At 37.5% G+C, this 13782-nt stretch carries 12 protein-coding genes and 1 pseudogene; 9 read left to right on the top strand and 4 right to left on the bottom strand.

Going from position 1 to position 13782, the window contains the following annotated elements:
* Nucleotides 1-125 precede the first annotated feature (125 nt).
* The 6 genes and pseudogenes from KBP50_RS11185 to KBP50_RS22110 all read left to right on the top strand — a co-directional run.
* Nucleotides 126-1295 (top strand): hypothetical protein, encoded by a 1170-nt coding sequence (locus KBP50_RS11185; protein ID WP_050352486.1) that lies wholly within the window; start codon nucleotides 126-128, stop codon nucleotides 1293-1295.
* A 15-nt stretch (nucleotides 1296-1310) separates the two neighbouring features.
* A complete protein-coding gene (locus KBP50_RS11180) occupies nucleotides 1311-2555 on the top strand; it encodes a metal-dependent hydrolase family protein (RefSeq protein ID WP_050352487.1) in 1245 nt (414 codons plus the stop codon).
* Nucleotides 2556-3139: 584 nt separating this feature from the next.
* Nucleotides 3140-3619, top strand: coding sequence for a diaminobutyrate acetyltransferase (gene ectA, locus KBP50_RS11175; protein WP_050352488.1), 480 nt, complete (start codon nucleotides 3140-3142; stop codon nucleotides 3617-3619).
* Nucleotides 3620-3631: 12 nt separating this feature from the next.
* Nucleotides 3632-4912 (top strand): diaminobutyrate--2-oxoglutarate transaminase, encoded by a 1281-nt coding sequence (gene ectB, locus KBP50_RS11170; RefSeq protein WP_050352489.1) that lies wholly within the window; start codon nucleotides 3632-3634, stop codon nucleotides 4910-4912.
* Nucleotides 4913-4941: 29 nt separating this feature from the next.
* Nucleotides 4942-5328: an ectoine synthase gene (locus KBP50_RS11165; RefSeq protein WP_050352490.1), complete on the top strand. Its 387-nt coding sequence runs from the start codon at nucleotides 4942-4944 to the stop codon at nucleotides 5326-5328.
* Between the two features lie 130 nt (nucleotides 5329-5458).
* Nucleotides 5459-5632 (top strand): annotated as a pseudogene (locus KBP50_RS22110) (HD domain-containing protein); the annotation flags it as partial.
* A gap of 200 nt (nucleotides 5633-5832) precedes the next feature.
* Here the strand turns inward: KBP50_RS22110 and KBP50_RS11160 are convergent.
* The 3 genes from KBP50_RS11160 to KBP50_RS11150 are packed head-to-tail and all read right to left on the bottom strand — an operon-like array spanning nucleotide 5833 to nucleotide 7070.
* Complete coding sequence (locus KBP50_RS11160) at nucleotides 5833-6180, bottom strand: DMT family transporter (RefSeq protein WP_050352491.1); 348 nt, start codon at nucleotides 6178-6180, stop codon at nucleotides 5833-5835.
* A gap of 15 nt (nucleotides 6181-6195) precedes the next feature.
* Nucleotides 6196-6519, bottom strand: coding sequence for a DMT family transporter (locus KBP50_RS11155; RefSeq protein ID WP_050352492.1), 324 nt, complete (start codon nucleotides 6517-6519; stop codon nucleotides 6196-6198).
* A gap of 11 nt (nucleotides 6520-6530) precedes the next feature.
* The gene (locus KBP50_RS11150) at nucleotides 6531-7070 is read right to left on the bottom strand and encodes a TetR/AcrR family transcriptional regulator (RefSeq protein WP_050352493.1); all 540 of its coding nucleotides are present in this window, start codon (nucleotides 7068-7070) and stop codon (nucleotides 6531-6533) included.
* Between the two features lie 461 nt (nucleotides 7071-7531).
* Between KBP50_RS11150 and KBP50_RS11145 the strand changes: the two genes are divergently transcribed.
* Both KBP50_RS11145 and KBP50_RS11140 read left to right on the top strand, forming a co-directional pair.
* Nucleotides 7532-8362, top strand: a complete 831-nt coding sequence (locus tag KBP50_RS11145; RefSeq protein WP_050353517.1) for a metallophosphoesterase — start codon at nucleotides 7532-7534, stop codon at nucleotides 8360-8362.
* Between the two features lie 1002 nt (nucleotides 8363-9364).
* Entirely contained in the window at nucleotides 9365-10180 is an 816-nt protein-coding gene (locus KBP50_RS11140) for a lipid II flippase Amj family protein (protein WP_050352494.1), read from the top strand.
* Between the two features lie 395 nt (nucleotides 10181-10575).
* On the opposite strand, the gene KBP50_RS22490 is transcribed toward KBP50_RS11140, so the two are convergent.
* On the bottom strand, nucleotides 10576-10707 hold the full coding sequence (locus tag KBP50_RS22490; protein ID WP_257786692.1) for a DUF6544 family protein: 132 nt from the start codon (nucleotides 10705-10707) through the stop codon (nucleotides 10576-10578).
* Between the two features lie 1504 nt (nucleotides 10708-12211).
* Here KBP50_RS22490 and KBP50_RS11135 point away from each other — a divergent pair.
* A complete protein-coding gene (locus KBP50_RS11135; protein ID WP_050352495.1) occupies nucleotides 12212-13399 on the top strand; it encodes a phosphoenolpyruvate hydrolase family protein in 1188 nt (395 codons plus the stop codon).
* Nucleotides 13400-13782: the final 383 nt, after the last annotated feature.

The raw sequence follows: 13782 nt of genomic DNA, 5'->3' as shown, positions 1-13782 counted from the left end.
AGTCATAAAATTATATATTAGAGTAAAATAGTCTAAATAAACGTTAATTATCAAAAAAAACAGTATAGACAAAAAATAATTCTGGTGATATATTAGTTATTATTCTTTTTAGGAGGGGATTCTCTTTGTTAACTAATCCACTAATAGCTACTGTACTTATTTTTGCTTTAATTGCACTGGGAGAATGGCTCTCCATTATTTCTAGAGCAAGGATTCCTATGTTGCTTACTGCAATGACAGGATTTCTTGTCCTGGTATGGACAGGGATATTTCCAGAAGATATTTTGGAAAAATCACAATTTGCAGCCTTAGGAGCGATTTTAATTGGTCCAGCAATCGTTCATATGGGGACGCTGATTCCTTTATCTTTATTAAGGAGTCAAATCAAAGCCGTCTTTATTGCATTAAGTGGTATAATCGTGTCAAGTGCGGTTATTTTGATTGTTGTTTCACTTATTTTTGACTATGCAACTGCTGTTGCCGGAGTAGGACCACTTAGTGGAGGAATTATCGCTTTAATTATTACTTCTGAAGAACTTGCTGCAATTGGCAAATCTAGCCTTGTTGTTATCCCTGCATTGGTTGTTGCTTTTCAAGGTGTGCTAGGCATGCCGTTAGCACTAAACTTTATGCGTAAGTACGCATTAAAGCTACAGAAACAAATGGATGCAAATACATTTATCCCTATGGATGCAGGTTTGACGTATCCACAAGGGACGAGCAAGACAGATAAAATAAATCCATTAAAGCAAAGTTTAACGTTAAAGCTGTTTTACGTGTTTGTGGGTGCTGCAATTGGTGTTGCTCTTGGTGAAGTAACGCCGATTCATTATAGCTTATGGTGTCTGGCGATTGGCATTATTGGTTTGAAACTAGGGCTATTGGAAAGCAAATCTTTGGAACAGGCAAATTCATTTTCTATAACGATGGTTGCAATTATTTTTGTAGTTATTGGAACGATGGCAGGTGTGACCCCCCAAGAGGTTGTACAAAATCTACCTAGCATTTTAATCATTTTAATTTTAGGAACATTCGCAATCTCTGTTGGTGGATATGTGATGTCAAAGCTTGTAAAATGGGATCCTCTAAAAGGAATGCCTGTGGCTTTAACAGCGTTATTTGGATTTCCGGCAGACTACATTTTATGTGAAGAAGTTAGTCGCAGTGTCGCTAGAAATAAACAAGAAGAGAAAATTATATTTAATGAATTGCTTGCACCAATGCTAATTGGTGGTTTTACCACTGTTACGATAGCTTCTGTAGTTCTTGCAGGTATTCTGGTAAAAACATTGTAAAAGGGGGAAGCGAAATTGGCAAAGAAGCTAATAAAAAACGGAATTATTGTTGATGGCAATGGTGGAGAACCAATAAATGATGGAATTGTTGTAATAGAAAACGAAAAAATTACGTATGTTGGAAATGAAAGAGAATACCAATCGGATGGGGCGGAAACTGTAATCGATGCACAAGGAGGAACCATCTTACCTGGTTTTATTGATACGCATGTACACATGATGTTTGAATACTCCCCGATTGCTAAGCGGTTAGAGACGCCATTTTCATTTATGTATTACCAAGCAGCAAACTATTTAAAAGCAACATTACATGCTGGCATAACTTCTGTTCGTGACGCTTTAGGTGCTGACCTAGGTGTGAAAAAGGCTATTGAAGTTGGACTTATATCAGGACCGAGGATGCAATTAAGTATTAATGCATTGACGATCACTGGAGGTCACGGTGATGGTTATACAGTATCAGGGAATACAGTAGATTTATTAGCTTCTGATTATCCAGGAATGCCAAATGGTAAATGTGATGGGGTAGAAGAGGTTCGCAAAAAAACAAGAGAAATGTTGCGTGCTGGTGCGGAAGTCATCAAAGTTCATGCGACTGGTGGCGTGTTAAGCGCAACAGACCATCCTGAATTTACGCAATTTTCATTAGAAGAGCTGAAGGTAATTGTAGAAGAAGCCCGTTTTCGTAAAGGCGTTAAGGTGATGGCTCATGCTCAAGGTGCTGAAGGTATCAAGAACGCGGTAAGAGCAGGTGTTCACTCTATTGAACATGGGATTTTTATCGATGATGAGGCAATTGAACTGATGCTAGAGAATGGAACGTATCTCGTTCCCACGTTATTAGCTCCAGTAGCTGTATTAGAGACGGCAAAAGAAGTAGGAATGCCAGATTCGGCAGTTGCAAAATCAAAAGAAGTGATTGAACAACACCATGCAAGTATTGCGAAGGCGCATCAAGCAGGCGTAAAAATTGCCATGGGAACGGACGCTGGAGTTATGAAGCATGGGACCAATTTGCGAGAGCTAGGATTAATGAGGAATGCTGGAATGAGTACTATGGAGACAATCGTTGCCTCTACGAAAACAGCAGCGGAATGCTTAGGTTGGGACGAGCAGGTAGGAACCTTAGAAACTGGTAAACTAGCGGATATTATTGTTGTAAATGGAAATCCATTAGATGAAATTGATGCGTTAGCAAATAATGATACGATTCAAGTTGTTATCAAGCATGGGCAAATCGAAAAAAATATATTGAGCTAAATCTGTTAAAAAAGAACCTAAGTTCAAAATCCCTCTCAAAAAAAGTAAACCGTATGAAATCTAAATGGAAATGATTTTATACGGTTTTATCCGTATATAAGGTGTTGTAAGACTACCGCTTCAGGAGTTGGATATCTGTACTGCAACAAGTCTAAGTGGGAGATAACATTACCTAAATGCCCGATTCGTTCCTCTAACAATCACTGAGGGATGAATGGGAACCCCACTGATTGAAGATTCACTTTATCGTGCTTACATATAAGAATATGAATGACCATAATGCAATAATTGTCGAATATGGGGGAATATTGTTTGATAAATAATCGAATTTCGTTAACTATACTATTATTTAGAATTTTTCGTAGCTATTCTTTAAGGATAGACCTTTCTATAGCTGTGAGCGCTGCTGACCCCATTTAATCGGGCTATATCACAATTAAAGCCTTTTGACGATGTCGTCCATTTATTTATAAGCTTATATAGAATCCTATTTTTTAAAGGAAGGGAGAAGTGAGAGCATCCAAACAACCATTCGTACGACGTCAATTAACAGTAAAGTAGAACAACAATCACTTACATTTCGTATGCCTACAAAAAATGATGGGGCAGCAGTATGGGAATTAATTCACCAAATTGACAACCTGGATTTGAATTCTTCTTATAGTTATCTCTTATGGTGTGATATGTTTTCCGAAACATCCATCGTTGTGGAGGAGGAAGGAGAGGTCGTCGGGTTTATATCCGGGTTTATCCATCCGAATAAACCGAATACATTATTTATTTGGCAAGTGGCTGTAGAGGCCGCGCAGCGTGGAAAAGGTCTAGGTACACATATGCTGTTGCAGTTGTTAAATCGTAAGCGAATAGCACAGGTTCAATATATAGAAGCCACAGTAGCTCCATCTAATTTGCCTTCGCAGTATTTATTCTTAGGCTTGGCTAAAAAGCTAGATACAGAGTGCGTCGTTGGCAATTATTATACTTCGGTCGATTTTCCAAGAACAGGACATGAAGATGAGCAATTGTATAAAATCGGTCCTATTAGAAGGGCAAATAATAAATAAAAGGATGATTTGGTGACTACAACAGTAGTGAAAAATAATCGGATGCAAATATTTGAAGAATTAGAATCTGCAGTTAGAAGCTATAGCAGAGGCTGGCCAACTATCTTTGAAAAAGCAAAAGGCTATAAACTTTGGGATATAGATGGAAATATGTATATTGATTTCTTTGCGGGCGCAGGTGCGCTAAATTACGGACATAATCATGACACCATGCAGGAAAAACTGATCGCTTATATTCAAGATGATCATATTATTCATAGTTTGGATATGGGTACAACACCAAGAAAAACCTTTTTAGAAACATTTCATAACACCATTCTTAAACCCCGTAATCTGGATTACAAAATTATGTTTCCTGGACCAACTGGAACGAATACAGTAGAAAGTGCATTGAAAATTGCCAGAAAAGTAACCGGTCGCGATACAGTGATTAGCTTTACAAATGCTTTTCATGGCATGACGATTGGCTCTTTATCCGTTACTGGTAACTCGTTTAAACGTCATGGCGCTGGCGTTCCGCTTCATCATAGCGTATCGATGCCGTATGATAAATATGTGAATGATCAGGATTCAATTGCTTATTTAGAGCGGTTTCTAGAAGACAGCGGCAGTGGCGTTGCTTTACCTGCTGCAATTATTCTTGAAACAGTACAAGGAGAAGGCGGTATTAATGCAGCCAGTATAGAGTGGCTACAAAAGATTGCCTCTATTTGTGAGCGTTGGGATATTTTGTTGATCATCGATGATGTTCAGGCTGGATGCGGCAGAACAGGCACATTTTTCAGCTTTGAGCCAGCTGGTATAGCACCGGATATTGTCTGTTTGTCTAAATCAATTGGTGGCATCGGTCTTCCAATGGCGATTACATTAATCAAGCCAGAATATGATCAGTGGGGTCCTGGCGAGCATAATGGGACATTCCGTGGAAATAACTTAGCTTTTATTGCAGCAACAGAAGCCTTAACTGCATTTTGGCAGGATAATACATTTTCAAAATCTATTATCCAAAAAAGTAAACTGGTTAGACAGCGTATAGATCGTATCATCGATAAATTCCCATCATTACAGGGAGAAGCTCGAGGAAGGGGGCTTATGCAAGGAATTGTGATTCCAGAGCCTAATTGTGCTTCAGAAATTTGTAAGGCAGCATTTGATATCGGTTTAATTGTCGAGACGTCTGGTCCAAACGATGAAGTTGTCAAATTCCTACCGCCTTTAATTATTGATAAAGAGGGAATTAACCAAGGATTTGATATTTTAGAAGTAAGTATGGAGCATGTATTGAAAAAATAATAATCAATAGACAAAGGAGAGATATACCAATGATTGTGAAATCGCTTGACGACATTATAGGTACAGACGATGAAACATCGAGTGATAATTGGACGAGTCGCCGATTTATCATGAAAAAGGACAATGTGGGATTTAGCTTAAATGATACGCTTATTAAAGCTGGAACGACCAATTTCTTTTGGTATAAAAATCATATTGAGGCTGTTTACTGTATTGAAGGAGAAGGGGAAATTGAAAAACTGGAAACAGGTGAAATATATAAACTAAAGGCTGGAACGATGTATCTACTAAATGAACATGATAAACACGAACTTCGTGCTAAAACACAGATGCGGATGGTTTGCGTTTTTAATCCTCCTTTGGTGGGGACAGAAACACATACAGAAGAAGGTTATTATCCGTTATTAACCGAATAAACAAAATGGTTATAGGAGTTGCATGTCGCAGCTCCCTCTTTCATTATATGGTCGTGTGGCAATACTTTGTTTAGAGAAAACCTATCCAGAAATTCATTAACTAAGGATGTAGCCTCTATATGGAGCGTGTATAGTAGAAGATGTGTTAGAAACTTTAATCAACAGTAAACCTATTTAAAGATTAAAGGACGTTCATCAAGGAGGAGCAAGTTATTTAGTAAATCCTACATGGAATGTTACTTGTTATGAGCATTCGATAGGAGTACTGCTTCTTATAAGAAAGCTTGGTGGTAGAGTCGATAAAGTATGAAACAGAAAAAAAGCACCGATAAAGAATACGGGTATTACAATGATATTCCAAATGTTCATTAAGTTAACCACCTTTACCACCTACTAGGATAAAGGACGGCTGATTGTTTCCATTTTTACGCTGAGTTATTATAAGTCAATGTTTAACAAAGTGTAAGGGGATGATTGAAAATGGCAAAATACGAAGCAATAAGTTTAACTGGCTGATTGTGAAACATTTTCTTGCTTTGGGGCAATATTTAATAAAATTACACCACCAATTATCGCTACTAGCCCTAGCCCTGTTAAATAACTAAAAGGTTCTTCCCAAAGGACAATACCGATTAAAGCGGTTAACGCCGTTCCAACTCCTGACCAGATAGCGTAAGCTAAACTTAAGGAAATTGTTTTTAAGCTTAACGACAAGAAATAAAATGCGAAACCAAATCCAATGATAAAACTTATCGTTGGTAATAGATTACTAAACCCGTTAGATAGCTTCATCATCGTAGTTCCAAAAACTTCCAAAATGATCGCTATTATTAAATGCATATATCCTTTCATCAGCCATTCCTCCCATTATGTCCCGTTCGATATTCTTAAAGCAACCACTCCGCTAATTATAAGGATAAGTCCAATAATTTTTTGAATGTGAGCTCGTTCTTTAAATAGAACCATTCCTACAACGGCAGTTAACGCCGTTCCAACTCCTGACCAGATAGCATAAGCGGTACTTAATGGTATTTTTGTTAACGTTATAGACAACAAATAAAAAGCCATTCCCATGCCTAACACAACACCTAGGGAAGGAAAGAGTCGTTTAAAACCATGCGATACTTTTAACATGGTACTCCCAAACACTTCACTCACGATGGCAATCATCAAAAGGATAAATGGATTCATTCTCTTCCCCCCTATTTCGTCATTCTAAGTAGTCTTTCAATTACTTTCTCTCGTAGATCTTTATCTATCGGAGCCATATTTAACAGCTCCGAATAATAGAGTCCATCAATTGCCAGCCGAATAATACTTGCATCCACGGGATCTAATCTATCTTGTTCTACCTGTTTCTGCATATGCTGATATCCTTTCGCCATTCCTTCTGTAATATGAGGATCAAGCATGGAACTAGCCATAATACCTACATTAAGTTTAGCATTTTGATCAAGATCCCACTTGGACACTTTAACGAGGGCCCTTGTCCATTTCCCTTTTTCGTCAGGGTCTTTAGCAGCGTAATCATGAAAATGCTGCGTATATTGTTCAAAAATATAGTCAGCTAATCCTTTTAGTAATGCATCTTTATTAGGGAAATGATAAAGCAGCCCCCCTTTACTAATTCCAGCGTAGCTTGCTACGGCATCCAATGTTAACGAATGAAAATCATGCTCTAAAACAAACGCTGTACCGGATTTTAATATATGCTGTCGTTTCTTTTCAGCCTTAGATAACATATTTATCCCTCCAGGAACAAAGGCGCGGGGCGCCCGTTTAGCGACGTAGTGAATGGAACGAATCAACTAAAGATAAAGGAATCATACACTAAAACAGGGGTATGCCAACGCCTGAGCGGCATACCCGTTTTTAGTCGGCCTTCCTCTTTGCGACGAACCGATGAGGCCTTATCGTAGGGCGCATTTCTAAAGTCGCATCGTTGCTGGGCTCATGCGCCGGACGTGGCTAGTCGGTTATTTCGTTATCTCCAAGCACCTCATTTTATAGGTTCCTATACAATAAAAAAACCATCCAGACGGTTTTATTTAGAATTATATATGACTATAAAATAACTGTCAAAGATTTTTTCTCCCTTGTATTCTTTAAACTTCGCAAAAAAAGCAGCTGATCATTTCCATATATTGCTTTAGCCAGACGATAGAGTTTCCTTTATAATGGTAGAGGAGGTGATATATTGTATATTGGTTTAGTAGTATGTATTCTTGTTAGTTACTTATTAGTTAAAGGCTACCAAAATACACAGAAACTCGTCGTTAATGAAATTACGATAGATACAGACGATAGAGATAGTAAAGAAAATACGCTTCATATATTGCATATCTCAGATATGCATTTAGAAAACATCTCTGTTACTCCAGACCGTTTAATAGAAAGCATTGGTTCTCATAAAATTGATATAATCGCTCTAACTGGGGATTTTTTAGACCGGAAACGGAGTATACCCAAGCTAATTCCTTATCTAAAAGCTTTAAGTAAATTGCAACCAGTGTACGGTTCATTTGCTGTTTTTGGAAATCATGATTATGTGTTAAACGAGTCAAACTTTGTCAAGCTTAAGAATGTATTAAATCAATATGGTTTTCAAACATTGCAAAATGAAAATAGGCAGGTAGAGATAGATGGGAAGCAAATAAATATCGTTGGAATTGACAATTATTCCACGAAACATAGCGATGTGAAAAAAGCTTTCACTGGTATAAATCGAGGCACTAATTTAGTTTTAACCCATGATCCTAATGTAGTATTAACGATGAATGACTATCGATTTGATTATTTACTTTCTGGACACTTTCATGGAGGCCAAATTCATTGGCCAAAACCGTATCATCTTCGGAAAATGGGACAGTTAGTAAAGATGAATATGGTAAAAGGGCTTCATCAATTAAAGGGACGTCCATTTTATATTAGCGAAGGGCTTGGTCAAACCGGCTTTAATATTCGGATTGGCAGTCGCCCCGAGATAACCATTCATCATTTTTCAGTGAATAACCAGATAGAAAAGGCAATGTAGATATTGTAATAAAAAATCCAAATATCGTCAGTATCCCTTATTTGAATAACATGGACAAAATCTTGCTGCATGAGTTTCATTTTGTAAAATGTGGCAAGAGACTAGGACATAAGAAAATACTATATAGCAAAAGCCGAACAATTATAAATTGATTGTCCGGCTTGTTTGTTTAACAAAGGCGCGGGGCGCCCGTTTAGCAACGTTGTGAATGGATCGAATCAACTAAAGATAAAGGAATCATGCCACTAAAACAGGGGTATGCCGACGTAGACGTCTGGGCGGCAAGCCCGTTTTTAGTCGGCCTTCCTCTTAGGGACGAACCGATGAGGCCTTATCGTAGGGCGCATTTCTAAAGTTGCATCGTTGCCCGGGCTCATGCGTCGGACGTGGCTAGTCGGTTATTTCGTTATCCACAAGCACCTAATTTTATACTCCCTTTCTTATCGTTTAAAAAAACTCCTAACGTCGTTATGTCAAAATACATCGCTTTCCGCAGGTCTCCTCTGCTTCCTCGAGTAAAAATTGCTTTCCTGCGGGGTATTCCAGCTCTTGCTGTCCTGTAGGAGTCTACATATTTTGACTACGCTAAAAATTTGTGTATACACGTTAGATGATTGATTGCGTTTTTTTTAATCACTGTTTTAGTTATGTTCCAGTCTCTTTTTGCATCATTTTATATATTGTTAATATGGAAGCAAGTTAATTACAATCAAAAGCTAATCTATTTTTATCCCGTATATAAGGTGCTGTAAGACTCCACTTCAGGAGTTGGATAAATCTCTACTACAACAAGTCTGAGTGGGAGATAACAGCACCTAAATGCCCTATTTCGTAAGAGGCCTTTAGGTCTTACCTTTATGGTACTAACAATTAGTGGGGGAGGAATGAAAACCTCTACTGATTGAAGATTAACTTTATAGGGATGAAGAAAAAACTCCACCTGAGAAGTTTCGATTCATGGTATGATAACCTTATTGCTGTTGAAAAGGTAGGTTAATCACCATGGAAGTTATTACTGGTAAATTATTGCTCATTTTTCTGTTTATTTTCATTATACATAGTATTGAAACATTGGCTTATGCTGTTCGTTTATCAGGGGCGAGGGTGAAAATGATTGCCTCTGCGCTTGCGTTATTTAATGTTATGGTTATAGTATCTCGTTTAGCGAATATGATGCAACAACCGTTTACAGGTAGTTTAATAGATACAGCACCACCTGAGCATGCGCTTCAAGTTGTAGAAGAGCAATATCGGATTTTAATTGGAGCTTCCACGGCTGGTACGATAGCTGGAATTATCGTTTTTCCGACATTTATTGCATTGTTTTCTCGGGCCATCATACACTTAGCTAATGAAAAAGGATCGATCCCTGCACTTATTCAAAAAGGGTTATCGATTGAATTTTTTATGCGAGGGTGGAAGCATATCCGTTTACCAAAACGAACAGATATAAAAGGGTTGCGGATAAGTGACATTCCGGTGAAATTATTTCTTATAAATACAATCATTACGGCTATTTATACGATAGGTGTACTAGCAGCCTTATATGCATCATTGCTTGTGCCAGAACGCGCCGCGACAGCAGTAATGGCTTCCGGCTTAATTAATGGAATAGCGACGATTTTGCTAGTAGTGTTTGTCGATCCAAAAGTTTCTGTTTTAGCAGATGATGTTGTCAATAACAGAGGGAGCTACCGAACGTTAAAAGGAGTTTCACTTATGATGGTCAGCTCGCGTTTGCTAGGTACATTGTTAGCACAAGCGTTATTTATTCCAGGTGCAAAGTATGTGGCCTGGTTTACGAAATTTATTGTTTAGAACACAAACCTTGCTTTCTTTCAGGGTGTTTGTTTCCCCGAAATGTAAGATGCCGTAAGACGCTCATTTCGGGGAGTGAGCGTAAATACAAGGAAGTTGGGGTTAACGATGACTAAATTCATGTTTTCGTTCAATGGCACTTAGCTCTTATCCTTATAGTACTAAAAAATCAGTGGGGGAGGAAAGAAAACCTGATTTGGTTTTAATTTATTTCAAATTAACATCGCTATCATTAAAATAAATAACGTCCCATCATCATAGTGCCAGGTGGCTTGAAAGCGAGTGAGTAAGATCAAATCTTTTTTGCTTGGCGTAATTCTGATAATGGACTGACCAGTCGATGTGGATAATTTTTCCATCAAGGGTAATGCAAGGTCGTTCACTGGTAGAAAATGTTAGAACCAATCGTGCTTATCAAATTTAAAGATCAAGCTTACAGTTAATCCTTCATAGGTAATTGTTACTTTTACATGTTGATGATCCATTTCCTTCCAGTCGATAAAACCGTTTATGATGGCGTTTGGCAATCAAAAACCCTCTCCCAAATTAGTGATAAGTTTTCCTTTATCCATATATATCAGAACTAGTCTGGTAAAATATAGTTATCAGCCCTCAATAAATCCTTTTCCATCTTGAAAACAATCATATACTTCAAATGGTATACGAACAAAGGCGCGGGGCGCCCGTTTAGCAACGTAGTGAATGGAACGAATCAACTAAAGATAAAGGAATCATACACTAAAAACAGGGGTATGCCGACGCCTGAGCGGCAAGCCCGTGTTTAGTCGGCCTTCCCCTTAGAGACGAACCGATGAGGCCTTATCGTAGGGCGCATTTCTAAAGTCGCATCGTTGCTGGGCGCTGAAGCCGGACGTGGCTATTCAGTTATTCCCTTATCCCAAAGCAACAAATCTTATACTCCCTCTATATACTAACGTTTTCTCTTGTTTTCTTTGTTTTTCTTAGAATTTCATTTTGTTTTTTACTCATCAACAATATGTTAAGACCGTGTAGGAATCATTTTTAATGTAGAAGGGTGCACTTAATAAGCCATCCTTCTTCTTTTTGAAAAAAATGGAGATTATTACTGCCTATGATCGCACTCGTTTCCCTATAAAACAAAAAAAGACGATTGACTGTGCAGGAAGCCTTGGACAGTAATGCGGATAGTTTACTTTCATAGGGGGCTTTGTTTTATCTTGAATCAAAGCTGCATGATTCGTGTAAACTTTCGCCGAACCAGTTTTTCCAGTTTGCAAATAACCACCATGCTCAAAAAATGTTTGAACTGCTGATGGAAGATGTTTATTATCTGATAGGGTAAAAGAATTTCGGTCTTTTTCTTTTCCAGCTCCGCACAGTGCTTCGTATTATGCTGAAATGCTCGATATGTTTTGGAATAAGGAGACTTGAAAAACAAAACAATTAGGAGTAAAGTTACAAGCAAGATTAACCAGAACATCATTATTTCTCGTCTTTTCAACGAGCTTATCATTGCCTGTGAGATCGTTAATGTTGTGATTGTATTTCCTCTTCTATTTTAGAAAAAGGGGAGCTAGTCATAAGACACATAGCATACCCTAAAACCGATAAGAAGTATGGTGCAGGAAAGCTTGTTATGAAAGAGCCATACCCTTGTTTTTGAAGGTCTTTTGAAAGAAGAACTACCTATACATTAATGGCAAACAAAATAAAAAATGATAACCACAAAATGGTGCGATTTCTAAAGCATCGTAAGAGAATATGATTTTTGCAAAGAAAAGGATTCTTACTTCATCCGCAATGATGACAGATTCTAATGATGAAGAAAAAGCAATGATCTGCTGTTCCTCTGATTAGATATTCCAAAAAACACTACTTCAAGAGTTATAGTCGATACGAAGTGGTTAGATAGCAGCACATAAATTCCCGATTCGCTCAGGACTATCATTCAGTTATGGATGGAATAAGATTCCTACTGTATGAAGTTTTACTTTATAATAGTTGAACTTGTCGTATGTATACTTCAATTAAAGGTATGGAGAGTAGAAAATGAAGCTAAGTAGAAGCAGATTATTGGAAACATTAAAGCAACAAATTAGAACAAATAAACATATTATTGGTGTTGCAGCAGGTTCTGGGCTTACAGCAAAATATGCGGAACAAGGAGGGGCGGATTTTATCTTAGCCCTAAGCTCGGGAAGATTTCGTCAAATGGGGGTAAGCTCTTTAGCTGGTTTTACAGCATGTGCAAATAGTAATGAAATTGTGATGGATTTTGCTATCCGGGAGTTATTGCCGATTGTAAATAAAATTCCAACTATTTTCGGCTTATTTGCTACAGATCCGACGATCCATATAGAAGATTATATCAGACGGATAAAATTGTGCGGTTTTTCTGGAATAAATAATTATCCGACTGTCGGTTTAATTGATGGTCAATTTCGAGAAGCCTTAGAAGCACAGGGTCTATCTTTTGCAAAAGAGGTTGCAGCTATTCAAATAGCGAACCAATTGAATTTATTTACGGTAGCATTTGTATTTAATCAATCGCAAGCAATCGATATGCTTAAAGCTGGAGCGGATGTGATTTGTGTCCACCTAGGTTTAACAACGGGTGGAGTATTAGGAGCAAAACAAATTCAATCCTTACAGTCTGCTAAGAGGTTAGCCGTAGATATTTTTAACGCGTGTGATGAAGTAAATCCGAATGTCATTAAAATGGTATATGGTGGTTCTATTAGCCGACCGATTGATGTGCAGTTTATGTATGATGGCACAGACATAGACGGATATATTGGCGGGTCGGTTTTTGAACGTATTCCAGCTGAACAAGTAATTACCACTGTAACGAAATCATTTAAAGAAACGTATAACGTACAATATGAAGCTTCTATTCAAAAGATTATGGAAGGCTTTGCAAATAAAAAAGATTATGTTGATTTTATAAAGGATTACATAAGCCATCATTATATGGAGGAAATTACATTAAATGATTTGGCAGCTATTTTAAACTTATCCAGAACTTACGTAAGTACGTTATTTAAAACAGAAGTCGGGGTTCCATTTGTGCAATATTTAGTTGATTTTAGATTAAATCGGGCAATTGAAATGATGCAGGAAGAGAAGCTTCCCTTGGTAACGGTTGCTGAAATGGTTGGTTATCCTAATTACGCGCAATTTAGCAAAATATTTAAAAAAAGAAAAGGAGTTCCGCCAACACAGTTCTTAAAAAAATAAAGTGAAACTTCAATCAGTGGGGTTCTTTTTTCGATTGCTGATCGTTTGTACTACGGATATGACCAATAATCTTCTAAAGATATTAGGTATTTCGTGCCAGTTGAATTTCTCGCTTTCCTACAAGTGTTTACCTTGTAAGTTGGAAAGGCATGTCTTACTTCCAGTTATATGATAAATAAAATTACCTTTTTTCAACGAAAGCTTTGAATATATAAGGAAAGGCTTACAAATTATTGGATGAAAGTGAACAAAAAGACAAAATCAACATACATAACTACATTAATATTTACTAGCGAAAACGGTATCATATATATGAAAGGAAAAACATTGAACAACCATTATTTTCGTTTCGATATGATGCCGTTTTCTTATTAATGTAAAAG

The sequence above is a fragment of the Virgibacillus pantothenticus genome (genome assembly GCF_018075365.1).
Classification (GTDB): Bacteria; Bacillota; Bacilli; order Bacillales; family Amphibacillaceae; genus Virgibacillus; species Virgibacillus pantothenticus.
This window is presented reverse-complemented; position numbering and strand designations above follow the sequence as displayed.